Annotated in this window: 29 protein-coding genes; 19 read left to right on the top strand and 10 right to left on the bottom strand. The window is 35.8% G+C overall.

Annotation, left to right across the window (positions count from 1 at the left end):
- Positions 1-387 (bottom strand): hypothetical protein (locus ABY905_RS02690; protein ID WP_372640181.1); only part of this gene is annotated, 387 nt, incomplete at its 3' end.
- A 410-nt stretch (positions 388-797) separates the two neighbouring features.
- Between ABY905_RS02690 and ABY905_RS02695 the strand changes: the two genes are divergently transcribed.
- The 14 genes from ABY905_RS02695 to ABY905_RS02760 all read left to right on the top strand — a co-directional run bounded on the left by ABY905_RS02695 (position 798) and on the right by ABY905_RS02760 (position 13,755).
- Complete coding sequence (locus tag ABY905_RS02695; protein ID WP_372640183.1) at positions 798-1,379, top strand: hypothetical protein; 582 nt, start codon at positions 798-800, stop codon at positions 1,377-1,379.
- 3 nt (positions 1,380-1,382) lie between these two features.
- Complete coding sequence (locus ABY905_RS02700) at positions 1,383-3,290, top strand: hypothetical protein (RefSeq protein ID WP_372640185.1); 1,908 nt, start codon at positions 1,383-1,385, stop codon at positions 3,288-3,290.
- A gap of 7 nt (positions 3,291-3,297) precedes the next feature.
- Positions 3,298-3,780 (top strand): hypothetical protein, encoded by a 483-nt coding sequence (locus ABY905_RS02705; protein ID WP_372640187.1) that lies wholly within the window; start codon positions 3,298-3,300, stop codon positions 3,778-3,780.
- Positions 3,781-3,848: 68 nt separating this feature from the next.
- Positions 3,849-4,448, top strand: a complete 600-nt coding sequence (locus tag ABY905_RS02710; protein WP_372640189.1) for a hypothetical protein — start codon at positions 3,849-3,851, stop codon at positions 4,446-4,448.
- 2 nt (positions 4,449-4,450) lie between these two features.
- Positions 4,451-4,771: a hypothetical protein gene (locus ABY905_RS02715; protein ID WP_372640191.1), complete on the top strand. Its 321-nt coding sequence runs from the start codon at positions 4,451-4,453 to the stop codon at positions 4,769-4,771.
- 6 nt (positions 4,772-4,777) lie between these two features.
- Positions 4,778-5,128, top strand: coding sequence for a hypothetical protein (locus ABY905_RS02720; RefSeq protein WP_125029548.1), 351 nt, complete (start codon positions 4,778-4,780; stop codon positions 5,126-5,128).
- A complete protein-coding gene (locus ABY905_RS02725) occupies positions 5,121-5,297 on the top strand; it encodes a hypothetical protein (RefSeq protein WP_156190198.1) in 177 nt (58 codons plus the stop codon). The genes ABY905_RS02720 and ABY905_RS02725 overlap by 8 nt, the downstream gene beginning before the upstream one ends.
- Entirely contained in the window at positions 5,291-5,818 is a 528-nt protein-coding gene (locus ABY905_RS02730; RefSeq protein ID WP_372640193.1) for a hypothetical protein, read from the top strand. The genes ABY905_RS02725 and ABY905_RS02730 overlap by 7 nt, the downstream gene beginning before the upstream one ends.
- A 4-nt stretch (positions 5,819-5,822) precedes the next feature.
- Entirely contained in the window at positions 5,823-6,431 is a 609-nt protein-coding gene (locus ABY905_RS02735) for a glycoside hydrolase family 108 protein (protein WP_372640195.1), read from the top strand.
- A gap of 2 nt (positions 6,432-6,433) precedes the next feature.
- The gene (locus ABY905_RS02740) at positions 6,434-6,739 is read left to right on the top strand and encodes a hypothetical protein (protein WP_372640197.1); all 306 of its coding nucleotides are present in this window, start codon (positions 6,434-6,436) and stop codon (positions 6,737-6,739) included.
- A gap of 126 nt (positions 6,740-6,865) precedes the next feature.
- Positions 6,866-7,105 carry a hypothetical protein gene (locus tag ABY905_RS02745; protein WP_372640199.1) on the top strand — a complete coding sequence of 80 codons (240 nt, stop codon included), beginning with the start codon at positions 6,866-6,868 and terminating at the stop codon, positions 7,103-7,105.
- Positions 7,106-7,109: 4 nt separating this feature from the next.
- Complete coding sequence (locus ABY905_RS02750) at positions 7,110-9,917, top strand: zincin-like metallopeptidase domain-containing protein (RefSeq protein WP_372640201.1); 2,808 nt, start codon at positions 7,110-7,112, stop codon at positions 9,915-9,917.
- Complete coding sequence (locus tag ABY905_RS02755; protein WP_372640203.1) at positions 9,898-12,981, top strand: hypothetical protein; 3,084 nt, start codon at positions 9,898-9,900, stop codon at positions 12,979-12,981. The genes ABY905_RS02750 and ABY905_RS02755 overlap by 20 nt, the downstream gene beginning before the upstream one ends.
- Positions 12,982-13,134: 153 nt before the next feature.
- Positions 13,135-13,755 carry a hypothetical protein gene (locus ABY905_RS02760; RefSeq protein ID WP_372640206.1) on the top strand — a complete coding sequence of 207 codons (621 nt, stop codon included), beginning with the start codon at positions 13,135-13,137 and terminating at the stop codon, positions 13,753-13,755.
- 295 nt (positions 13,756-14,050) lie between these two features.
- On the opposite strand, the gene ABY905_RS02765 is transcribed toward ABY905_RS02760, so the two are convergent.
- The 9 genes from ABY905_RS02765 to ABY905_RS02805 all read right to left on the bottom strand — a co-directional run bounded on the left by ABY905_RS02765 (position 14,051) and on the right by ABY905_RS02805 (position 18,783).
- A complete protein-coding gene (locus tag ABY905_RS02765) occupies positions 14,051-14,878 on the bottom strand; it encodes a hypothetical protein (protein WP_372640208.1) in 828 nt (275 codons plus the stop codon).
- Between the two features lies 1 nt (position 14,879).
- On the bottom strand, positions 14,880-15,527 hold the full coding sequence (locus ABY905_RS02770; RefSeq protein ID WP_372640210.1) for a recombinase family protein: 648 nt from the start codon (positions 15,525-15,527) through the stop codon (positions 14,880-14,882).
- 129 nt (positions 15,528-15,656) lie between these two features.
- Positions 15,657-15,848 (bottom strand): hypothetical protein, encoded by a 192-nt coding sequence (locus ABY905_RS02775; protein ID WP_372640212.1) that lies wholly within the window; start codon positions 15,846-15,848, stop codon positions 15,657-15,659.
- Positions 15,849-16,055: 207 nt separating this feature from the next.
- On the bottom strand, positions 16,056-17,444 hold the full coding sequence (locus tag ABY905_RS02780) for a hypothetical protein (protein ID WP_372640214.1): 1,389 nt from the start codon (positions 17,442-17,444) through the stop codon (positions 16,056-16,058).
- A gap of 186 nt (positions 17,445-17,630) precedes the next feature.
- Positions 17,631-17,891 carry an ASCH/PUA domain-containing protein gene (locus ABY905_RS02785; protein ID WP_372640216.1) on the bottom strand — a complete coding sequence of 87 codons (261 nt, stop codon included), beginning with the start codon at positions 17,889-17,891 and terminating at the stop codon, positions 17,631-17,633.
- A gap of 5 nt (positions 17,892-17,896) precedes the next feature.
- Positions 17,897-18,064 (bottom strand): hypothetical protein, encoded by a 168-nt coding sequence (locus tag ABY905_RS02790; protein ID WP_372640218.1) that lies wholly within the window; start codon positions 18,062-18,064, stop codon positions 17,897-17,899.
- Complete coding sequence (locus ABY905_RS02795) at positions 18,061-18,210, bottom strand: hypothetical protein (protein ID WP_372640220.1); 150 nt, start codon at positions 18,208-18,210, stop codon at positions 18,061-18,063. The genes ABY905_RS02790 and ABY905_RS02795 overlap by 4 nt, the downstream gene beginning before the upstream one ends.
- 29 nt (positions 18,211-18,239) lie before the next feature.
- Entirely contained in the window at positions 18,240-18,557 is a 318-nt protein-coding gene (locus ABY905_RS02800) for a hypothetical protein (protein ID WP_372640222.1), read from the bottom strand.
- A 25-nt stretch (positions 18,558-18,582) separates the two neighbouring features.
- Positions 18,583-18,783, bottom strand: a complete 201-nt coding sequence (locus tag ABY905_RS02805; protein WP_372640224.1) for a hypothetical protein — start codon at positions 18,781-18,783, stop codon at positions 18,583-18,585.
- A gap of 84 nt (positions 18,784-18,867) precedes the next feature.
- Between ABY905_RS02805 and ABY905_RS02810 the strand changes: the two genes are divergently transcribed.
- From ABY905_RS02810 to ABY905_RS02830, 5 genes are all read left to right on the top strand, one after another.
- Positions 18,868-19,521, top strand: a complete 654-nt coding sequence (locus tag ABY905_RS02810; protein ID WP_372640226.1) for a helix-turn-helix transcriptional regulator — start codon at positions 18,868-18,870, stop codon at positions 19,519-19,521.
- Between the two features lie 116 nt (positions 19,522-19,637).
- A complete protein-coding gene (locus tag ABY905_RS02815; RefSeq protein ID WP_372640228.1) occupies positions 19,638-20,420 on the top strand; it encodes a hypothetical protein in 783 nt (260 codons plus the stop codon).
- A 123-nt stretch (positions 20,421-20,543) separates the two neighbouring features.
- A complete protein-coding gene (locus tag ABY905_RS02820) occupies positions 20,544-21,308 on the top strand; it encodes a hypothetical protein (RefSeq protein WP_372640230.1) in 765 nt (254 codons plus the stop codon).
- Between the two features lie 126 nt (positions 21,309-21,434).
- Entirely contained in the window at positions 21,435-22,280 is an 846-nt protein-coding gene (locus ABY905_RS02825) for a DUF4747 family protein (RefSeq protein WP_372640233.1), read from the top strand.
- Positions 22,277-22,900: a hypothetical protein gene (locus ABY905_RS02830; RefSeq protein WP_372640235.1), complete on the top strand. Its 624-nt coding sequence runs from the start codon at positions 22,277-22,279 to the stop codon at positions 22,898-22,900. Before ABY905_RS02825 ends, ABY905_RS02830 begins: the two co-directional genes overlap by 4 nt.
- The last annotated feature ends 209 nt before the right edge of the window (positions 22,901-23,109 follow it).

Genomic DNA, 23,109 nt, shown 5'->3' on the forward strand with positions numbered 1-23,109 from the left:
TTGTGCATCTGGTTGCATTCTTCTAATTGCCTCAATAATCTGCCTTTCCTGAATATTAAACCCGCTTTCAACCCCCGATAAGCCTTTATCTTTACTAGAAATGAAACTAGTTGCAATCATACCCAGTGTTGACTGGATTGCGGGCATTGCCGAAATTGATTGAACCACATCTTTAGTCGCACTCTTATTGGCAGCGGTTAAATCCGTTGAATGCTTTTCCACCAAATCTTTTATTTTATCCTCAAGCCGCTCAATTTTAAAGGATTGCTTTAAATTATCATCCTTTAATACTGAGATTCGATCACCGTATTCAGAACGTAAATTCAAAATTTTATCGAAATGCTCTCTCTCGATTTGTCTAAGTTCATCATTGGGGTTTTGGCTCATTTGATTGTTTTGATTCAGAAACGGGTCTATACTGCTTAACCCATTTAGATTTTTTTCTAATTGTCTTTTCCGTTTTGCTCTACCAACACATTGATTAGAACAATATAAGCTATCGGGGCGTTTCCCAAATATTTGTTTTCCACACTCTTTACATCTCATATTTTTTTGATTTACCGTAAACGGGTTTATTCTGTTTATACACCTACTATTTAAGGGTTTATGTATTATCCATGTCTTAAACCCGTTTTCGGTTTAAAAGTAGAGCAATTCCAAGGGCTAAAAAAGGCACATAATAGGCCATTTAACGTCATAAGTCAACAGAAGTGGACACAATCCATCAAGGTTAGACAACACCCGCCATAACCCTTCACTCATAAGGCTTTCACGATTCTTGTACTCATATTTGAACCATGAAAACAAGCAATCTAATACTAATCGGCGGTGTTGCAGTAGCCTACTTTTACAGAGGCAGATTATTTCCATACCTGGACAAGAAACTAGACCAGGCTAGTGACGCTGTAAAAACGGCTCTTCTTTCAAAACTAGAAATTACACCTAATGGAATGCCACACATAAAGCTTGATCTGTTGGGTAGTGAACTAGACTTAAGAGGTTCTGTGAAAATGAACAACAAAACAAGTCTTAACACAATTCTAAACACCTACCAATTAGACTTGATTCTAAAAAAAGGGACTCATCAAATTGTACTAGGTCAAACCCCTCTAATCAATACTAATACTGAAATAAAAGGAAACTCTAAAAACAGCCTGAAATACCTTTTTTCTGTTAATCTCGAAAACTTATCAAAGCTTATTAGCGGCGAGAACTTCAACAGTCACAAGGTGTTTATAGCTATTAAAAGCCTTCAAATAGATTCTATTAATCTTCCTGATGTTGAAATCGAAACCGATGTTTGGAAAGAGATTATAGACACTATTAAAACCATTAAAAACCCGTCTTCATTTATTCAAAACTTAATCAATAATTTATAATAAATGGAAAAACTAAAAGCAGTAAACGGGGCAAATGGCGTCAGGTCTTTTATGACTTCTTCGGGGGTTATCGTTGGACAAGGCAAAAGAACAATTAAAAACGGTTTAGAATGTAATCACTTAATCGACACAAGCGGTGTGACGTTCACCAGCTCTTTCACTGAGGGCGATGTTAACGATACCGTTTTGAAGATTAAAGAAATCATCAAAAACAATCATGGACAAGTAAGCCAGCTTGCTAAAGTTCTTAAACGAAACAGTTTAATTGAAACCTGTGAGGCTGTTTGGGATTTTGTGTTTCATCATATTCAATACAAAAGCGATAAGGTCGGAGTCGAGCAATTAAGCACCCCTGCGCGTATTTGGTTGAATAGAAGCACTCCCAATACACCGAGTGATTGTGATGACCATACGATTTTTTGTGGTTCTCTTCTGTATTGTCTTGGCATCCCTTTTTCGATCCGAATTGCGGGCTATGACAATAAGCCCTTTTCTCATGTTTACATTGTCGCTGAAGACTCTATTTGTATTGATACTGTGTTGCATCGCTTCAATGTTGAAGCACCATTCTCATCAAAAAAAGACAGTAAAATGACAATTGAAACTTTACAAGGTTTAGACGGCCAAGAGCACTTAGGTGAACTTGGAGAGTTAGACGAAAGCATTAGACACTTTGCCAACACAATGGAGGGTTTAAAAGGCCTGGGAGATATTGACAGTTCCCCGCAAGAGGAAGCCGCTTTAAGAACTTTAGGGGTAAAACAACTCGGTATCACTTTAAAAGCTTATCAGCAAGACCCTGCACCTTTTCACGCTCTGGGTTATAAGCCCGCGTATTTCGAGCATGTTCGAAAAGTCCTTAAAGAAATGATGGGCGGCAGTTTGGAAGGCATCACAATCAAGCTTGCTGATGGCACAAGCTACGAGCAAAAAAACTTAAGCGGATTGGAAGGCTTAAGCGATGTTCAAGGTTTGGGCTTTCTGGGTTGGTTTGACGGTTGGTTTAAAAAATTAAGAAAAGGGATTAAAAAAGTTGCCAAGAAGGTTAAAAAAGTTGTAAAAAAAACGGTTAAGGTAGTTGGTAAAGTAGCTAAGAAAGGAATCACTCTTTTAAACAAAATCAATCCTTTATTCATGGCTGTCCGTGGTGGGATTCTGCTTGCTATCAAAAAGAACTTCTTTGGTTTGGCCTTAAAATTCGGCTTTGGTCTTTTAACTAAAGAGCAAGCCATTTCCATAGGTTGTGATTTAGACCAATGGGCGAAATCGGTAAAAGCTTACGGCAAGTTTGCTGATAAATTCCGTTTCCTGGGTGGGCGTACTTCAAAGCTTAGAACGGCCATTAAGAAAGGCTATGTGAAATATTCTAAAAGCAAAGGCTATCCAACTATTGACTATAAAAGTCTAAAAGGTTTCGACGAGGATGTTAATATCGAAATTGGTGTTTTACCTGCGGTGGCCATCCCCGCTGCGACGGGTTTAATTGCCAAAGCTATGACGTTCTTAAAACCGTTTCTTCTTAAGATTTTAAAGGGCTTACACCTTGATAAAATGTTTGCAAAGCTGAAAGCAAAGCACATCGAAAATCTAAAGGATCGCAAAGAGAAGGCTACAACAGTAGAGGAAAGACATAAGCTTGATGACAAGATCAAACGAGCAGAAAACAATCTCGTTGTTATCAACAACCTGAGAAAGAAAAACCCAACTGGACAAACAGATTCTAAAGCTCCTTCTCAAACACCAGAACTTGTAACAGACCTTACAGAATCAGAGGTTTCTACTTCACAAGTAAAAACAGCAGGTATGGGCAAGCTTGGAATGGCGGCATTAGTCTTATTTGGTGTTGGTACCATGGTAGCAGCCAACAAAAAAAAGAGTACAGAAAACAAGAGTAATAATCCAAAAAAGTAAATGCAAAATGAGTAACAAAACAGATTTAGGAACAGTTGCCAAAGAGCTTGGAAAAACTGTTTTAGGTGTTGCGGCAGGTCGAATGATCGTAGTTGCAGGTGAAAAAGCCTTGAAGGTATCGGAAGAAACCGACCCAAAGAAAAAGAAAATGAAAGAAGTTGGCGTAGGCCTTGGTGTTGCGGCAATTGGTACAATTGGTGCCTTAAAGCTTTCTGATCAGTACAAATCGATTGCGGCGGGTGTTGCGACTGCGGGTGTTATTTCGGCTGTTAGTCCTTTTGGGAAAGAAGATGCTGGTTTTATTCCTGTATTACGCGGTTCTCTTGGTACGACCGCTTTAGACCTTAACGATCCTGAGCAAATCCAAGAACTTAATGCTATTGAGGAAGCTTATGAAGAAAACGAGTTTCAAAGAGAGCTTAACACTATTGAAAGCAATGGTAACGGGATGTTTGAAGATATCGAAGAGCTTAATGGTGGTTTGAACTAGCCTTATAATTAGTTCCCTTCTGAAAATAAGTCAATCAAAAAATCATAATCCATAAAAAATATAAAACGATGAATTTAGTAGATCAAATCAAATTACAAAGTGCGGTTTCTCAAATTGTATCACAAGACGAAAGAATGTCTTTTGAGGTGGATAGAAACACTCTAATTGAAAAAGATATTCTTTTCACTAGAATCGCTCTAGGAACAAAGACAGGTATTCAAGAGCTTTTGAAGCCACAGGATAATGAAATGGACGGAGTTCGTAACATTTCAAACGCAAAGCTTGCGGGCGGTACTGCCTTCTTAGTGACTTCGATTGTCATTTCTCATGCAGGACACACAGCCGTAATCAAAAACGAAGCTGAATTAGCAAAATTGACTTATTCTGGTGAGTTTGCGAAGACTGATTCCTCTTTCTTCAACAATGAATTATCATTGAAAATTGGTGGTAAAGAGAAAATCAAAGCGGCTTTACGTCACATGATGCCACAAGAAGCAGGTGACGAAAAATTTGTTGAAAGTGGTTATGCGGTATCTCCTTTCTTGATTCCTTCTAATCAAGTGATTCTACCAGCTCTAAACATTTATGCAAATCCAACAGCAGCGGATAAAGATGTTGCTTTAGAAATTGCTTTGGTGGGTTACAGAATCACTGCTAACGGGAAATAATCTTGAGAAGATTTGTTTATCCCGTAAACCTTACATCTACAAGCTCCAGCGACAAAACAGAGTCGCTGAGCTTTGATGATTATAACAAGATTGTTTCAGTCGCTTGGGTTGGAAAATCAGAAAACAATCTTGATGTTGAGTTAAGAACTCACAACGGAAAAAACCCAATTGTTGACTTTGTCCCTATTGAGTTTTTAAAGCTTGGAAGTGACAGAACAGAGCTCGAACTAAACCACCCTATTGAAAACAACCAAATCAAAATCAAGCTTTCTCATGGTGGTGGAGCGGTTAAAGGCTCTTTAGTATTCACTATGGAAAAATAAATTCAAATGAGATTATTTGAAGGCATCCAAAAAATAATTGAAACAGGCACGCGCTTACGGGTTAGCGTGCCTGTTTCAAAATCAATTATACTGAGCAATAAAACAACAGGTAACATTTTGATTTATCCTGATATGTCAAGTAAGATTGGTTTCCCTCTTAAGCCTAAAGAAGATTTAGAAATTGACTACATCGACAAGGAAGCAACCTTTCATGTTGAGCTAGAAGCGGATTTGATTAAAGATGAAGAAGGCTTTTATATCATTTCACAGACAGATTTGACAGAAAGAACTAAGGAGGGACAGAGGGTAATTAACACCGTAGTTGTAAACAACCAAAACACCGAAAAAAATGGCTAAAAACGATGATAAAAAAACCTTTACACCAGAAGGGAAAACGGAGCTTTTAAACTCTTTTGGCGAAGGCTTAAACGATAAATCTATGCGTATCCTGGAATATTTCAAGAACAGTGGAAAGGACTTAAATAAGGTTCTGGAAAAAGCATATAAATTCCGTAAGGCATGCTAGGGGTGATTCCAGCGCAAGCCGCTGTCCTTGTTGCCAAAAAAGGGGCTGAGAAATACAAGAACCTAGAACCGAGTAGTAAAAAGGCAGTGAATATTGGCGGCCTTCTACTGGTAGGTCTCACTGTTTTTGCAGGTTACAAGATGATCAATAACATGGGCAACATGTTTTCCTTCATTACAGGTCAGAAAAGTAGAAAGGAAGCCGAAAAGAAAGAGGCCGCTTTTAAATCTCAGGCTAAAGATGACATGTTAAGAATCGGTCAAACACCTACCCTTTCAGATACCAGAGCAAAAGCGATTGCACAGGCTTTACTTGATGCTTTTGAGTATCCTGGCACATATGAAAAACAAGTTTATTATAATCTGAAAACTCTAAAAAACAAAGCTGATTATGCTTTAGTAAGCATAAAATACGGCATGCCAAGAGGTAGAGCCTTAAGTGCTGAATTATATAACGAAATGTCTTCGAGTGAAATGATAATCGCAAGACAAATCCTAGAAAAAATCGAAGTGAAAATTTAATCTCATGGCAGAATTTAAACCTAGTTTTCAGATCATTCATAAGATGGAAGGCGGTTATTCTAACAACCCTCTTGACAATGGAAAGGAAACCTATTGCGGTATTTCCCGCAGGTATCATCCTGATTGGGGCGGATGGGCTTTTATTGACAGAATGAAAGCAAAGGGAGCCATTAAAAACAACACGTTTTTTGCATCCTTAAATCCTCTTGTTGAAGGTTTCTACATCAAAGAGTTTTGGAATAAAATGTTTCTTTCTTTTTTCAGTCAAGAGCTAGCCAATCAACTTTTAGATTTTGCGGTTAACTCTGGAAAAGGCCGAGCCGTAAAAACATTACAGGCTATTATGAATCGTTTCGGTTTCCACCTTAAGGTTGATGGTGTCTTAGGTCAGAACACGGCAAATGCGGTACGTAGCTTTGACAACTCAAAGCTTGCTGAAATGCTTTTCAATGAAAGAGAAAAATTCATTGCAGTGCTTTCACAGCAGCAACCCGCCTTTGCTCTGGCTTGGCGCAATCGCTTAAACTATCTCAGAGGCTATATTTCTTCACCTGTTGTTTTGTTTCCCTTGGTTCTTGCCGCGGTTACAATTATTGCATTAAAATCATTGTAACTATGGCAACAACAGCAGAAATAAAAGGCTTATTCTCTAAAGAGCATGTTGTACTTGTATTGCTGATTTGTGGCTCTTATTGGTTCAATTATAATGCCTATAACACAAGCCAAACCGTCTTGTTACAACAGGCAGAAATTCAGGCAGACATTAAGATTTTAACCTTTCAGATAAACAACGACAATGAAAAAAAGTTGGCTCTCTCAGATTCTTTCAGACAGGAACGGCAAAGCGAGTATCAAAAGACTGTTAATGTTGATTCTAGTTTGTTTTGTGATGCTTTTAATCGTTACAAAATCAGATATTGAATACATCAAACAGGCTGTAATTCTAACAGGAACAGTCACAACATTCGTAGGGGTCGAGCAGTTTTCCAGCTCCACCCCTACTACTAATCAAGATAATTTTAAAACTCCAATTTTATAACAATAGATATGTGGCATAAACTAACACTATTTGGAAAAGTATTGCTATTCACAACAGGTTTAGGTCTGGGAATGGCAATAGGTTTTAAAGCAGGGAAACAAACCATCCCCGCCCAACAAACCACCATCGAGATAAAGGATATAAAAACAAAAAAAGGCGGAACCATCAACCTCGACACAAAAACCCAGCAAGACCAGGAAAACAAAACACCTGAGAAAAAAGGATTTTTCAAACGAATATTCGGGTAAAACAATGATTGGATATATACAGCAAACTAAAAAGGAGAAGCAACCAAGCAAAAAAAGCCCAGAAAAAACAACTAAACCCCGAGGAATCAAACACAGCGTTTTAAAAACAAGTGAGATTCTAAAGGGTTTATTTGTTTCTAGCCTGGAAGGTTGGAAGGACGATAAAGAGAAGTTTAAAACGGAATTGATTAACGATATTAAATCCTTTCTGTTTGAAAAATGGGAAAAACCCTGGAAAGCGGGTTTAATATTTGATGAAGATGGAAAAGTCTTAAGCGGTTTTAGAAACATCTCAGGACGTTTGTATAAGAATAGCACTAACATTCTTTCTATGGAAAGAAACGGCAGTAAAAGCCCCTATTTTATCACAATATCAGCTTTGAGAAGTCAAGGTGGTAAGCTCATTGATAAATTAAAGGTTATTTCTGTGCTTTCCTATATTCCCATGTTTAAGGATAGAGAGAACAAGACACCTCGAAAACCTGACTGGATGCTCCCTAAATTGCACCTAGCGGTTAATGTAGACTATTGCGAAGGCATTAAGAAACCAGTGATTAAAGAGGTTGCATTTATCAATCATGAGCTAAACGAGTATGTTGAAAATTTCCTTCAGCAGTTGATCAGTAAAAAGCGGGTTCCTAAAATCTACCATGACCAAGCCGATCAATGCCATTATAAGCACACGAGTTTTTCTTACGATAAAGAATCGATTCACATGGTTGACTTTAAACAGTTTCATCAAATCGATAGTTATTACTCTGTTCTTTTTCATGAGATCACTCACAGCACAAAAAACCCAAAACGCTTAGGACGTGGTAAATTTGGAACAACAAAAACACTTAAGTATGCCAACGAGGAACTTGTTGCAGAAATGGGTGCTATGATTATATGCACTGAATTAGGCCTGAAATATAACAGACAAAACGGACTTGTTTATTTAAAAGGTTGGCTAAAAAGTACAACGGGCGATATTGATGAAAACCTTTTAGAAGCTTATGGCTTTGCTTGCGATGCAGCCGACTATCTTTTAAAGGGTATTGATCTTTCAAAGCTGGTTCCTAAGTCTATGATTGATCGAGCAAAGGAAACACCAGATACAGATCCAAAACCAGAAAAAAAAGCGGACAAAAAAAAGGAAGCGCGACCAGGAGAAACAGCCTCAAAAAAAATCGAAGAAAAAAAGGAGATTGAAACCGTCTTAATTCCAAGAACCAATCCCGAAGAGCTGAACTATGATCTTGCATACAGAGCATATACAGGAACATCTTTTTCACCAGAGAAAAGAGCTGTCTCACAACAAAAAGGTTATGCAAATCTTTTAAATGAATTTGCCGAGGAAATTGAAGGAATTGCAAAAACCGATCAGCAAAAGGAATTAGCCGTTTCAGAGTTTACGATTTTCAAAGAAAGATTACTTAAGAAGTTAACCGCTTTACTTGTTGCAAAATCTCGATGTATGTCAACTATGATTACAGGCTCTTCAAATTTCCCTGTTAGAAGTAATCAAAAAAAGCTAGATACTGAACACAAAAGATTAAACGAGTACATTGATTTTAACGATAAGGCTCAAAAAGGAATTATCAAAAAAATCAAAAGAGCTATTCCCAAAGAGTTAGCAGACAAGCAAGCCTTTGAAGAAATTGAAAATCGAGTTATTAACTACTTAGCTTCAATCATTAGCATTATTAAAGGGACTCAGGTAGGTAGCGCACCACATTTCAGAGCCTTGTTAGGTTCTTTTATTAAAACGCTATCTAAAAAGCATCAACACGAATATGTTAATAAGGTTTTCCAAATCATAAAAGACACTGAGAAAAAACACGAAGTCACTATTTTTTCAAAGACTAATAAAATTTGGAACCTAGAAAACCAAACGGACGGGGCAAGAGTTACAGAAACGGGAGAACGTGTGATACTTGAAAATTCGGTGGCTAAGCTTGTCAACAATCTAGATGCCGAAAGGATTCAGATTATTACTGAGGATAAGCCAAGCGAAGAAGCAAGAAAACTATTAAAATCGAAGGCTTTCAGATGGTCGCCAAGGTTTAAAGCATGGCAAAGAATTAACACATCGCAAGCTATTTATATTGCAAAAATTGTTTTCGCTGAGCTATTCCCAACTACTACAAAGGAAGAACCAAAGCCAGAACCAAAAGGCCAAAAGGAGCAATTGAGCTTATTTGGTTTAGGTAATACAAAAGCAATCTCTTTAGATAATTGGAAACCGAACACCCACATTATCACTCTTAAAACCGATTTAGGCAAGTTCATTGGTGGTTATGAAAGAAACCGTTTTGCAATGGTACTCCGTGGTGAAAAAGGTGCAGGAAAAACCCGCCTACTATGTCAGGCTATAAACCTGTTTGCCTCTCAGGGTTTGAAATGTCTTTTCAAATCGCTTGAGGTTTCGCCAGAGTCGGAGCTTTTCGGTTCTTATACTACTTACATCGATTCTAAAAATAAGGATCATGTTTTTGTTGATGCTGATACGAGTTTGCAAGCTTTAGAAAAGCAGTGCAAAATCTATGATTGTATTGCCATTGATTCCTGGGGCAAGCTTGGCGGTGTGGATCAAGGGGACTTTGGCCAATTGGTGGAAAAGTACCCTAAGGTGATTTGGCTTGTGATTTTCCAGAGTACCACAAGCGGAACAGCTAGAGGTGGAATTATGTCAGAGTATGACAGTTCTCTAGTGGTTCAAGTTGCAAAGGGCGGGAATGCTGTATGTGAAAAGAACCGCTACAACTCCTGTGATTTAACCTATAACGTATTTACAAAAAAACTCTTGAAAGATGAGAATATCAAAAAATAACGATGATGAAGGCTTAAAGACCTTCAACAATATAGCCCTAAGAGATGAAGCCTCTGAAACCTTTAACGATGGGGATTTAATCAAAGTTATAGACGCATCGGACGACCCAAATATTAAAAGCGGTTGGGCTATTTATCGCTATCAAATTAGCTCGAAAAGCTATGATTTGATTGAGAAGGAAGAAAAGGAAGAAGTAAAAACTATTAAACCCGATTTTGTAACCACTACAAACGGGGCTCTAAATAGTGATAGAAATCATAACACAATAGTTGCACCTTATGCAATGCGACCCATGCACGAAAGCTTTGAGATACTCGAAGACTTCGACCTCGAATTTAGCTTTGCTGATGTTCACAGAGATTTGATAAGGCATGAGGTAAGAGGTATGGGACGAATTGAAAGAAGCGTTCACATACCCGTAAACACAAAAGAAGGAAAGAAATACCTAAGACTTGGAAGAGGAGCCTTAAAGGCTTATAGTGGTGTAGATGATAATTATATGCATTGGGGTTTATTGGCTGAAGTTGTAGACGATAATGACCCCTTAAAATATGGAAATTATCAGGTTAATAACTACCCAGATGGAAAATGCATATTTTACAACCAAGAACTTGACGGTATTGAACAGGCTGGGCGTATTCCTATTGCTATTGTAAGATGTGAATTAAACAGTTCTGGGCGTTGGGACAATGCAAAGCTTTCAGTTTTTAAGCTGTGGAAAAACTACTTGAAAAAGGAAGTGAAGCTTCCAGAGATTAAGGAACTTCCAGAAACAACAATTGATAATAGGACTATTGTAAAAAATGCAAGCAATAAACTAGTTAGCTTTCACGACCTAAATCATGGAACGGGTTTTGAATTTCCTAGCAGCGTTTCGGCTTCTTTGGACTCGACAAGCAGAGCAGACAATTTTGCTTTAAATTGGACGGGCTACACATACGGGAAAGGTATTTTCAAGTATAAGAATGTGGAATATAAACTAGGTTTGAATAGTGCAAATTTCACCCCAGCTTGGTTGGTCGAGCAATACGACATTTACGGGGATTCATTTCACTACACTTTAGGGGCTTATTTAGGTCAAGTTTATTTTCCTTGTTTACCATTAGTCACAAAGGAGCTTCCGAGCTTAGAGCCGTTCGACTGGAACGGTAAAATGTGTGTTCCTATTCTTGTTTTGAAGTTTATTTTCAATGAAGACAAAACAGTAAATTGGGATGAAACACAAATTAGCCGTATTTATAGAAACGGAACTTTAATTGAACAAGCTCCAGAAATAACCGAGCTACCAGAAACAATAATTGATAATAAAACAATTGTAAAAGATGCAGATAAAAAGATTTGCTCTTTCCATGAATTGAATCACGGAGCAGGTTTTGAGTTTCCGTCAAATGTTGAAATGAAGCTAAAGCCATCAAACGACCTTAAGGCTTTTGATGTTGTTTGGACTGGATTGGAAAACGGTGTAGACGTATTTAAATATAAAAATTTAGAATACAAATTAGGATTAAGAACTCACCAGATTTATTCATCCAACGTTAAGAAAAATTGCGATACATTGGGTTTTACCCATTATATGAGAATGTCATGCTATAAAGGGTATATTTATTGGTCGTCTATGTTTGATTATTCTTCCGACTTCCCAAGCATAGAAGAACATGTTTCTGGTACTAAAATATACATACCTATTGCTATAATTAAATTTGTTTTCAATCCTGATTATACGATTAATTTATCTGAAACTCAGGTAAGCCATATTTACAAAAACGGGCTTTTAATAGAGGGTGCGCCAAACATACCCAAATTAGATTTAGGTGTAATTGGTGCGGCTGATATTTCAAGCAGAGACAAACTGAGAGGGGGGCTTTATAACGGACAACTTGTTAAAGTTATAAATGCAGCACAAGACCCAAATATTAAAAGTGGTTGGGCTTCATATCGCTATATCAAAGAATCAAATTCCTTTGAATTGGTAGGGCAAGAGCATATTGACCCCGCTTCAAAAGCCTATTCAACCATCGCAGATAGAGACACATTTAAAGCGGCCTGTTTTGATGGTGAATTGGTAAAGGTGATTGATGCAAGCAGCGACCCTGCTATAAGTAGTGGTTGGGCTTTTTATAGGTTTCGAGGACACAACAAGAGCTTTGAACTTGTTAGTAAGGAAAAGCATGAAACAGCAGCGGCAGAAGTTCCAAGCTTGCAAGAAGTAACCGACAAAGGCTATCGAACAACAAATAGAGTTGTAATTCGTCGTGATGGTGTGAACTCTTACGGACATACTATTGAAGATGAAACAGGGAGTGCAAAACATTCTCAAAACATTTTAGACTATGCAGGGCATTACGAACTAGCAGGGAAAGATAAAAGTATCGGTATCAGCTTAAATGGTGAAGGTATCGCAGATTTTAAAAAGAGCGTTTCAACAGCAGCCCTAAAGGTTAAAACAGGTGCAGCAGCGGGAAAGATTGCTATTTGTAAAGATGCAGCGGGTAATGTGATCTGGGGAGATATGCCCAAGGCAGAACTACCACCAATTGAACACAACTACCCTGATGGGCTTAGTTGTGATTACACGGTGACAAATGAAGCAAAACACAAGTTTTCCGTGCCTGATGCAATAAAAGGTTTTAGGTCTGATATGAGAATATTAAAAGACTTCGATTTTAATATCTCGATCGATTATAAAACTATAAACTTTGCTTTAGTTGGTGCAAATCCTACTTTAAATATTCCAGTTGTTACAAAAGACGGACAACAGAATTTGCAAATTTCACCTTTAAGCCTTGTAATGCAGAGCGCAAACCAAGGGAAAACGGTTTACATTCCTGTATTTAAGAGAGTTTTTCCAACTGTTACGGGTGATGCTTACTATTTAGGTAATGCAAGCCAACAAAACGGCGTACAGGTTTTTAGTGATGGAACAACAGACACAATGCAACTATTAATGCAAATTAGGGTGACAGTTCCGACAGATTGGAACAATTTTAACCATTCTGACATTACAGTTTATAAATATTGGAAAAAGGCATTAGGAACTTTTGACGAGCTGATGAACTATAGATAATGGCAGAGCGTAACACCACCGCAATAACACACTACAATATTTATCATTACAAAAACGACAATTATATAAACAGTATTTTATTTAAAACGACAATGCTATTTTTCATATAATATAGTATATTCGGCTTCAATTTTTAACAAAAAAAAATATTTTATGAAGAAAATTATCTTTTCCCTAGTGATGCTAATGTGTATTTTTAAATTTTCGTCAGCGGAAGAAAAAGGCTTAGCTCGAATTGTAAAACTACAAGGTTTGGAAACGTATTTTTTAACCGAACCTTTGAGAAGTTACGAAGTTGTTTTCGAAGTTGGAAACGGTATCAAAGCTACATCAATGCTTACAGGTGGTCTAATTAACGAGGGGTTATCTGAAAAGATGGCTCAATTTGTAAAAAAAGCCACTAAGAGCGCAAAGAAAAATGGAAAATCTATCGATGCTCTTTTATACTCAGGCGGAAAGCGTGTTGTAGCTATTAAATTCACCGAAGAAGCAACACTAGAAAATAAAGGAATTGGTAGAGTTAGAAGAATTCAAGGCGTAGAGGTTTACGCATTATCAGAGCCTTTAAGAGACTATAATATTGTTTGCAAAAAGAATGGAGGCTTTAAAGGCAAAAGTGCATTAACAGGTGGTTTAATTAACAATTCTATGGAGCAGGATTTAAACCAATTCGTTAAAGGTATTATGAAAAAAGCAAAAAAAGCAAAATCAGAGGTAGATGCCGTAATTTATTCAAGTGGTAAAAGTGCTATTGGTATTAAGTTTAAACAATAAGCATATTTTCAATATGTGAATAAACACATAAAATAAGAAAAGGAAGTTTTTTAAAAGCTTCCTTTTTTTTTATGCCTTTTTTCTTCTGGTTCCCATTCTTCAAAATTTTCAGAACCATGAGCTAGATTTTTTATTATTAAAACATCGATGTGCATGAGATTACATTTTTTTGATCGATTGTATTCTTTTTAGAGTGTGCCGTTAAAAAAATATAGTAATCACTATCAAAACACCTCGTTTTGCTATATTCATTGCGACACCCTAAAATGAATACACAATATCTATGTTAACCGATTTATGCTGCCATTGCTTCATAAATCGTTTTTATTCCTTCCAGAACTTCACTTAAATTCTTATCTGGCATGTCTGCAAATTCTAAATCACAAAGAAGTCCACAGCTAGGCATAATTTCTTCAGACATTCTTCCTTCGTCTGGTTTTAATTCATCCAAGAATGTTCCATTAATACAACTATATCCAACTTCGCGCTCTAATCTTGCCATTTTCCAGAATCCATCATGAAAATCAATGCGCATTTTATTCCAGTAACCTTTGCCGCCTTTTGGACACCATCGGCAATTGTTATTATTATAGCCCAGTTTATACATTACTGGTAGTTCAATACCTGCATTCATCAATATGGCTGCACAATTTGGTTTAGTTAATCCTTTTTCTATTAGTGGGAATAGAGGGTGAGTGTTGGGATATTGCTGCCCGAATCTAATAGCTCTGTTAATCTCTTTCTTAGAATACTCAAAACCCCAAACTTGATTCAGAATACCATAATTATTAAACAGGTTTATTTCGTGTTTTTTCTCAAAATCAAACCTAACCTTCTTTTTCAGGTTGTTAGTGCATGGAGCACCATAAGGAGTGTTGACGGCTCGAACGTCTCTTATGACTTCAAACTGATCTTTATATTTACTGCTCTGTAAAGTTTCTATCTTACAGCCATACCATTTTTCACATTCAGCCTTGAATCTTTCATTGTCAGGGCAAGCACTGTCTATTTTAATATAATACAACTTTACATTGTCGTACATTTCCAAAGCCATCTTACAAGCTACTGCGGAGGTGACACCAGCACTCCACCATGCAACTACAAATCCTTTTTCGTCCTTCATGCTATTTGTTGTTCTTAGTTTTAAAATATTCAGTTCTTACGCGCTTTACTGTACTGCGGCTTACTCCTGTTGCGGCAACTGTTTTGTCAATACTCATGTTACTGTCTAAACAGGCTTTTACATTTTTCCATTTATCGACTAAGGATTTAGAATCTTTGTTTTTTGCTCCTTTCTTACGTCCCTTGTACACTTTGTCTTTTTGTTCTCGTTCTTTATCAGCTTCTTTAATCAATTCGATTGCTTGCATTTGGCGTTCTTTGGTTCTTTCGATTTCTTGCTGTGCTAAAGTTGCCATTACCGTAGTCACAAGTTCAAATGCTGGACTACTCTTTCCATCAACTAAACTTTTAATTCCCAGCATATGAATAGTAACACAAACTTTATTAGTTTTCATTATGTGAAAAGTGTTAAGAATGTCTCTCGTATCTCTCCCTAGTCGATCAACATCAAAAACAATCAATTCAGAAATTAAACCAGATTTCACAGCATCAATTATTTTTTTTCCTTCGGGTCGATCTGGAAAAGCAATTTTACCCGATATTTTATCTGTGAACAATTCACCAGTGTAATCTTTCAATCCTTCAACCTGTCTCGCTTCGTTTTGTTCGATTGTTGATTTTCTAGTATATTTTATTTTTCTCTTTTCCATATTAAAATATTTTCGTTTTTTGGGTTCATTTTTGGAGTGGGTTCAAAAACGTACGTTTAAAGGTGTAAAAGCATGAAATACTCTTTATTATTTGGGTTCCGTTTAGGGCATACCTTACTTTTGAACCTCTTACCATTTTTTATTGGCTCCTGTTATTCCTTCATGAATGTATTTCACTTCATTTTCGAAAAGAAGTGCCCTTTTCTTAATTAGCTTAAGAAATTCAGGATTCAAACTTTTTTCCATTCTGCGAGTAAGTGTCGTTGTTGAAATATCCAACTCCGCCGCAATTTCTTTTCGGTTCATTGTTCTATATTCCATATCAAGTATTTTCTATTAGTTCAATAAAGTTGTTATTAATTGTTCGCCCTAGCTTTAATCGCTTTTCCCTCCTGAGCTTTAAAACAATCCCTATTATTTTTCTGGTTAGCTCTTTTGTCAATTCCGTATCTAAAACGAAACAGGGGTATCTATTGGCTTCTTTCTTTTGATCGGTAATACTTTGTACCGTTTCAATAATAATTTGTTCTATGTGCATAATTCGGGTTCGGGTTGATTTTCTGTTTTCTTTTCAAATTCATCAAGGAAGAATCGAGCCTGGGAACCATGGTAGTATTTTCTTTTACCGTTTATGGTTACGATTATAGAAGTCTTTCTGGCCTTCACTCCTTTTGCCTTCTTTCTATTGGGGTTAGTGGTTCTTGTTAAGGTGAATTCACTTCCCAAGTTCTTTATGAGCTTTAGTATTTCTTTTTCCTTGTCACTCTTCTTTTTCTTTCTGTTCTCTGAAACTTTTAGGTTATAAGCCTTGTCTCTACATATTCTTTGATCGTTGCAGTACTTAGAATCGCTTTTCTGGCCTGTAATCTCTTTTCCACAGATCAAACAGTATTTTTTCTTTTTCTTTCCCTCCCTTTGGTCGTGGGAATCGCACCCGACAATACGTTGTGCATTCGTTACACTTTTTTTTGCGTTGTCTGGTTTGTTCCAATTATTCAAGCTTTTAAACTCGGTGTATTCGTAACAATTTTTATTGCGTGTAACAGCTTCTAATTCCAGTGAAATAAGATCTTTCAGAATGTTTTTAATGTTTCGCTTTGCGTATAGCTTCACAAGTTTTTCAAGTAGTAATTTATTGCGGTGTCTATCTATTCGACTTCTTTCGTCTTTAATCCACCAGTCTGGGTTTCGAAGGTCTTTGAATTTGCTTTTGTACTTGGTTGGAATTTTACGAGTCGATTTGATTAGATCCCACTCAAAGAAGATTGTTTCGTCTATTGCTTTTAAATATTTATCAACAATCAACTTGCTTAGTTTTTCTTTATCCATTAAGTCGAATAAGGTCTTGATACCGTAATTCTCAACCGCTCTCATGCGGGTGAATTTGGCTTCAACTCTCAACAATTCAGAGGTTTCAACTTTGGCATGTTCTGATTTGTCGTAAAACTTGTATCTAGTATTGGTGGTTTTAAATATATATCCGAAGCCTGGCTTTTCATTAATCATCATATCGCAACGCGTAGCACCTTTACAGTAAAGAATACTGTCAATAAAGGTTTTGTTATCGATCTTACAGGCGGTTGTATCTAGGTTTAGACCTAGTTCGAATCCTCTTAGGATTGCTGTTTTTGGGTTTACTCCAAATTGCGACAACTGACTTACGGCATTTACAAAATCGTCATAGGTGAAACGGGTTGCATTGTTGTCTCCATTATTAAAGAACGTATGGATTGAACCGCTTATTTTGGCTTTGCCTTTCGGCTCAATTGTAAAGGTTAATCCCTTGAAATACGCCTTTCTACTTCCTAAAACTTCTTTTGTTTCCTCTTCCGTATAGTACCTAAATTTAAGATTCGGATTATTTTTCCAAAGCCTACAATCAAACCCCGCTAATTCTATGTTGATCCCGTCTATCAATGTTTGTAGTTGTGAAAAAATGGTGAGATAATTGTCTTAAAATATCGGTGTATGCGTTACAAAAAGACGTGCGTTTTTCTTTGCTTTCGGAAGCAATTTTCAAAAAAAACAGGTTTGAAAAAACCTGTGTATTCGTTCCCTTTTTATTTGCGTGAATTATCCTTAATCACATATTGGATAAGAGTTTCAAAGCTTCTCTAAGAGTTCATTTTGTAAGCCTAAAACGACATATCCTTTTTCAATTCCAAAGCTCCCACCCTTTAGAACATAGCTTACTTTCCTGGCGCATGAATCACCTGTAAACTTTTTTTCTTCTGGGCAGTATTCAAGTAAATGCAAAGTATCTCCTATTTTAAAATCTTGATCATTTTTGCGGACTTCAAAAGGCTTAGTTTCTAAAAGTACCTCCACGAAATATTCTGGGTAAATCTTTAAATTATGAGTCATGAAGATTATTTTGTTTTTATAACAGCAAATAGAACCGCCGTTAACATTAGAACTAAAACAGCTGTCAAAACATCGGCTATCATGATAGCTCGAATAAATGCAATTAAGGACATAAAGCCTATTGCTGTTATGAAATTAGGATGAACCCCTATTTTCTTAATTGTTCGAATCATGCTTTAACTTGTTTAGGAGTAACACAAAGCGATTGCAAAAACAGATAAATCGCTAAAGAAATAAGATGCCAATAAGCACCAGATAAAACCGCTATTAATGTTCCTAGTGCCATGACTAGAAATAGGATTCTTAAAGCTTTTTTCATTGGGTTTGTGGTTAAAGGGTAAGGGAGTTTTAGTTTTGTGGATTATATGTTTCGTTATAGTATTTGGTAAAAACCTCTCTACTCATTACCCAGTCTCTACCATCTTTAGTCATAGGTATTGGGTTAAATTCGTCAACCAAACGACGATTAAAGGTGGAGCGACTCCAACCAAGAATTTTACAGACAACAGGTGAGCTCACCATTCGACTCGTACCACATAACTGGTCAAGTTGATAATCCAGCGTATTGGCCTCAATCTTTTCTTTTAATTCTTTAAATTCACTAATCAAAGCCGATAGATCTACGCGGCGAACCTGCACAAACTCCTCTTGTAATTCTAAACTCATTTTTTTTATTTTTTTGGTGTGGAGATTACAGGGTACGTTTAACTTCTACTACATTACCTGTAGTTCGCTTTGAGAACTTTTTCCCCTCTTCAATAGTGAGATTACTTGCTGTCACGCTTATAGATCGGTACTGTGATTTAGGATAATTTTCAATATCGCCTACTGCCATTGCTCTCATAATTGGAGCTAAGGCACGTTTTGTTAACTGTGTTTCCGTATTTTTCATATCTTTGATATTATTGATTGATTAACGACGACAAAATAGTAGATTCTTTTCTATTATTCCAAACATTTTAATAGCTATTTTTCTATGATACGATCTAGAATTATTGAATACATTGATTCAAAAGACATTAGTAAATACAAGTTTTACAAGGAAACTAAGCTATCAAATGGTTTTTTAGACAAAGAAGGAAGTATCAGGTCAGACATATGTGAGAAAATTAGCTATCAATATCCAGATTTAAATCTCAATTGGTTACTAACAGGGAAAGGTGAAATGATCATAAGTAGTGAAGAGAAGGTCATTAACGAGTTACCACCATGTGTTAGTCCTGAATTAGGGTTAGGAGTACCCTATTACGATGTTGATTTTTCTGGTGGTTTTAATGCAATCTTTAATAATCAAACCTTACTTCCTGATCACAACATAGTTTTTGCACCTTTTAAAGATGCTCAGCTATGGTGCAATGTTACAGGGAATTCAATGGCTGAAAAAATTAACCATGGTGATATAATAGCTCTTAAGGAGTTAACTAATTGGGAAGACAATGTTCTTTTTGGTGAGATTTATGCAGTTGTTACAGATCATATAAGGACAATTAAAATCATCCGAAAATCAAATAACGAAGACAATTATAGGCTTGTTCCTATAAATACAAATGAGTTTGACGAGAATGAAGTGAAAAAATCTTCAATTCTAAATGTTTTTACTGTTCTAGGAGCAATCAAAAAGTTCTTTTAAGAAAAGAAAAAACCAACTAACCTTTATATAAAATCGTTATTCATCAAATTTCGAGCTGCTTATAGGCCGTTGAAATAAAACCCAAAATCTAACTATCCCCTAATCTTCTATTTATAATGATCTCTGACCTAAGAAAATCAATAAATTCAATCCTATTTGAAAGAGTGACTAGCCCATTCTACGGAACTTTGGTTGTATCCTGGGTTATTTGGAATTGGAGGATCGTTTATCTGACTTTTTTCATAAGCGAGTTAAAGCTTAAAGGGACTAAAATTGATTATATCATTGAAAACTATAATGATGTTCATCACTTAATTTCATTCCCGCTTTTATCCACACTTGTCTTAATAACTTTGATTCCTTTTGTTACCAATGGTGCATACTGGCTACACCTAAAGTTTAACCAATGGAAAATTAACCAAAAGAATGAGATAGAGAAAAAACAACTCTTAACTCTTGCACAATCAATAGAAATTAGACGAGAGTTAAAAGAAAAAGAGACTGAATTCGACGAATTATTATCAAAAAAAGAAAATACAATTATAAGCTTACGAGCTGAAATTACTGAACTCGAAAATCGCATAAAAGAGCCAGAATTATCAGAAAATGTTAAAAAAGCAGCTACTAAAGTCGAACTTAGTCGCACTAAAACGGACTATGATATTTTAAAAAATAACCAAAAAGCTTTTGAAAATTTTGGGAGTATTACTAAATCTATTAATAAAACCTCAGACTGGCCTTCAGGTATATCCAGTGATATTAAAGAGTACTTTTTGATTAATGATATCATCATTAAAAAACATTCTCCACACAGAGGGAACTATTATAATCTGACGCCAAAAGGCAATCAGATTTATAAGGAATATTTTAATGAAACCTTCAATTCCAACAATCAATAAACAGCAATAGATAGTCGCTTACAACGGTATCTCAATATAACCCTTTTTAAATATTCTACTGAAAAAACTTATCGCAAAACTAACAATACAATGACTACAAAAATTAAGACTTGCTTCGTGATAATGCCTATTTCTGATCAGGAAGGGTATGAAAAAGGACATTTCAGAAGAGTCTACGATCATATTATTAAACCTGCCTGTGAAAATGCAGGATTTGAACCCATCAGAGCAGACGATGAAGTTAAAACCAACTATATCGTTCTCGACATTATTACTAAAATTCTAGAATCTGATATTGTCATTTGTGATTTGAGTGCAAAAAATCCTAATGTACTTTACGAGTTAGGGTTAAGACAAGCTTTTAATAAAAAAGCTCTCCTCATAAAGGACCTAAAAACGGATCGAATTTTTGATATTCAGGGATTAAGAACGATTGATTACAACGAAAGCCTCAGAGTGGACTCTGTCCAAAAAGACATCGTCTCAGTTTCAAAAAGTCTAAAAGAAACACATGAGGCAAAGGACGAAGAGGTAAATTCTATAATTCAATTATTAGCAATTAAACCAGCCACACTTTCTGAATCAGTCAATCTATCAAATGAAACAAGTGTAATTCTCAGGGCAATAAAAGAAATTCAAAATAGAATCACCTCGATTGAGAGAAATGGCAATCATCATGATGATATTCCACTAAACGAACAATTCTTGATAAAAAGCAAGATATTTACTATAAATAACACTATTTGGCATGGCGATAAACAACTCGGGATATTAAAAGATGTTCAACCTGATAAACTAATACTAAAAACTAATAATAACGAAGTAATTAGCATTTCAAAAGATGCTGATTTTTTTGATGAACTGGTCAGTGATGATCTTCCCTTTTAAAATTAATATCACAACATAATGGCTCGAGTTTAAATGTAGAAAAATAAACTATCTTTATCATAAATATGAGCAGTTGAAATATTCCCATATAGCTCATATTAAAATCATTAAACCCAAATCAAAATTATGGCAACAAAAAAAGTAAAAGCAATATACTACGCTTTTAACGTTAAACTTCGTTCTAACGAACGTACAGGTGCAGAAGCTTACACAGAACTATTTAAAGAATTATTCGAAAAAAAAATAGTAGGTACTCCTAAGCGTGGGAATAGTATGATCCTAAGAACTCAGTTTAACACTAAAATTGACAATAATACTATACTCTACGGAAAACTAGCACGATTCACAAATCTTGATTCAGATGAATGGATTAATATAGGTAATCTTGAGAAATCAACCTATGAACTACCTAAAGGTATGTTTCCAAATTTAAAAGAAACAGATTATATTTTCATACCCGAAGCTCACCGCTTTTGCGTACGTTACAAAGCTGGAACTGTAGCAATGAGCCAAGTTACAGAATACCTAATAAATGCTTTAACACAATGCAGAAAAGGAACAGAAGAAATTGAAGTTTATATTGAGCAATCAGCAGAAACAATAGAACAAATATTGAATTCTGAATCTATCAAGAAACTTGATATCCAGATATCATATACCAACAACGACATAGGTCCAGAAGCATCAGAATTTGTTGACGAAATATTAAAGGATATGAATGCCAGTAAAATCAAGATGAGCATAAGTCCTGATCACAATCAAGAATTATCAAGAGATAACACATTCTTACGAGGCTCTCTTGAATTAGCTAAAAGTAATGGATTAGTTACAGCAAGTGTCATTAACGCTAATGGTGAAGCTCAGAAAATAATTACAAAAGAACATCCTGAATCTTTTCCTGTTGAAGCTGAAAATATTGACAACTTAATGATGAACGTAGTTCGAAAGTTTATGGGTATATTTAGAGTATGACAACTGAAGAAATAAATAATCTAAAACACACTCATGGAATGGGGTTAGAAGGGCTACTTCATGTTTACGAACTTAAAAAATTCCTAAAAAGCCTAATAATTCCAAGTGTTATAACTTGTGTTACTTACGCAGGGATTATACTTAGTGGCACTAATATATTATCAGCTGTCAATGCCATTACACAAACTGTATTAAGTATCACTCCTAGTTTATTAGGATTTTTACTTGGAGGGTATGCTATAATTATTGGTTTTGGAGACGAGAAGTTTCTTAAGTCTGCAGCAAAAATTTCAAAAGAAAAACCTATTAGTACTTATCAAAAATTTAGTGGTGTTTTTGCAATTAGCATTTTAAGTCTAGGAGCTGCCCTGATAGTTGCATTTGTTTTCAGTCTGATTGAACAAATTGATGCTTCTATATTAATGTCTACAATCATAATAGAATACACTAACAAAATAGCATTATTTCTAATTATAGCAATAAGCTCATATGCAGTAGTTCAGATTCAGACGATGATTGTAAACATCTTCAATTTGTCTCAAATGCACCATCTAACATTGATCAAGCAAAACATGTTAGACGAAATGCAGAAAGAACAGAATAAAAAAGCTTCTCAATGATGAGCTTTTTTATTTAGCTTTAATAAGCCCTTTTAGGCAGAATTTTAAAGTAGTGATATACTAGCAAACAGTTTGATTTATCAAATTTGCAGTACCCACACAGTACCAACATACACAAACAGCCTAGTTTCATTAATAGAGTTATGATACTGGCTGGATCACTAAAAGAGAATAAAACACATGTTTTATTCTCTTTTTTGTTTTTATAA

The sequence above is a fragment of the Ancylomarina sp. genome, from assembly GCF_041555295.1.
In the GTDB taxonomy this organism is placed as follows: domain Bacteria; phylum Bacteroidota; class Bacteroidia; order Bacteroidales; family Marinifilaceae; genus Ancylomarina.

Bases quoted from the DNA above. Each gene is read 5' to 3' on its own strand.
- ABY905_RS02755 (WP_372640203.1), top strand. From the start codon at position 9,898: ATGAGAATATCAAAAAATAACGATGATGAAGGCTTAAAGACCTTCAAC.
- ABY905_RS02785 (WP_372640216.1), bottom strand. From the start codon at position 17,891: ATGACTCATAATTTAAAGATTTACCCAGAATATTTCGTGGAGGTACTT.
- ABY905_RS02770 (WP_372640210.1), bottom strand. From the start codon at position 15,527: ATGGAAAAGAGAAAAATAAAATATACTAGAAAATCAACAATCGAACAA.
- ABY905_RS02830 (WP_372640235.1), top strand. From the start codon at position 22,277: ATGACAACTGAAGAAATAAATAATCTAAAACACACTCATGGAATGGGG.
- ABY905_RS02745 (WP_372640199.1), top strand. From the start codon at position 6,866: ATGTGGCATAAACTAACACTATTTGGAAAAGTATTGCTATTCACAACA.
- ABY905_RS02825 (WP_372640233.1), top strand. From the start codon at position 21,435: ATGGCAACAAAAAAAGTAAAAGCAATATACTACGCTTTTAACGTTAAA.
- ABY905_RS02795 (WP_372640220.1), bottom strand. From the start codon at position 18,210: ATGAAAAAAGCTTTAAGAATCCTATTTCTAGTCATGGCACTAGGAACA.
- ABY905_RS02695 (WP_372640183.1), top strand. From the start codon at position 798: ATGAAAACAAGCAATCTAATACTAATCGGCGGTGTTGCAGTAGCCTAC.
- ABY905_RS02735 (WP_372640195.1), top strand. From the start codon at position 5,823: ATGGCAGAATTTAAACCTAGTTTTCAGATCATTCATAAGATGGAAGGC.
- ABY905_RS02800 (WP_372640222.1), bottom strand. From the start codon at position 18,557: ATGAGTTTAGAATTACAAGAGGAGTTTGTGCAGGTTCGCCGCGTAGAT.
- ABY905_RS02710 (WP_372640189.1), top strand. From the start codon at position 3,849: ATGAATTTAGTAGATCAAATCAAATTACAAAGTGCGGTTTCTCAAATT.
- ABY905_RS02740 (WP_372640197.1), top strand. From the start codon at position 6,434: ATGGCAACAACAGCAGAAATAAAAGGCTTATTCTCTAAAGAGCATGTT.
- ABY905_RS02700 (WP_372640185.1), top strand. From the start codon at position 1,383: ATGGAAAAACTAAAAGCAGTAAACGGGGCAAATGGCGTCAGGTCTTTT.
- ABY905_RS02775 (WP_372640212.1), bottom strand. From the start codon at position 15,848: ATGGAATATAGAACAATGAACCGAAAAGAAATTGCGGCGGAGTTGGAT.
- ABY905_RS02720 (WP_125029548.1), top strand. From the start codon at position 4,778: ATGAGATTATTTGAAGGCATCCAAAAAATAATTGAAACAGGCACGCGC.
- ABY905_RS02790 (WP_372640218.1), bottom strand. From the start codon at position 18,064: ATGATTCGAACAATTAAGAAAATAGGGGTTCATCCTAATTTCATAACA.
- ABY905_RS02750 (WP_372640201.1), top strand. From the start codon at position 7,110: ATGATTGGATATATACAGCAAACTAAAAAGGAGAAGCAACCAAGCAAA.
- ABY905_RS02725 (WP_156190198.1), top strand. From the start codon at position 5,121: ATGGCTAAAAACGATGATAAAAAAACCTTTACACCAGAAGGGAAAACG.
- ABY905_RS02705 (WP_372640187.1), top strand. From the start codon at position 3,298: ATGAGTAACAAAACAGATTTAGGAACAGTTGCCAAAGAGCTTGGAAAA.
- ABY905_RS02815 (WP_372640228.1), top strand. From the start codon at position 19,638: ATGATCTCTGACCTAAGAAAATCAATAAATTCAATCCTATTTGAAAGA.
- ABY905_RS02765 (WP_372640208.1), bottom strand. From the start codon at position 14,878: ATGAAGGACGAAAAAGGATTTGTAGTTGCATGGTGGAGTGCTGGTGTC.
- ABY905_RS02730 (WP_372640193.1), top strand. From the start codon at position 5,291: ATGCTAGGGGTGATTCCAGCGCAAGCCGCTGTCCTTGTTGCCAAAAAA.
- ABY905_RS02760 (WP_372640206.1), top strand. From the start codon at position 13,135: ATGAAGAAAATTATCTTTTCCCTAGTGATGCTAATGTGTATTTTTAAA.
- ABY905_RS02810 (WP_372640226.1), top strand. From the start codon at position 18,868: ATGATACGATCTAGAATTATTGAATACATTGATTCAAAAGACATTAGT.
- ABY905_RS02820 (WP_372640230.1), top strand. From the start codon at position 20,544: ATGCCTATTTCTGATCAGGAAGGGTATGAAAAAGGACATTTCAGAAGA.
- ABY905_RS02805 (WP_372640224.1), bottom strand. From the start codon at position 18,783: ATGAAAAATACGGAAACACAGTTAACAAAACGTGCCTTAGCTCCAATT.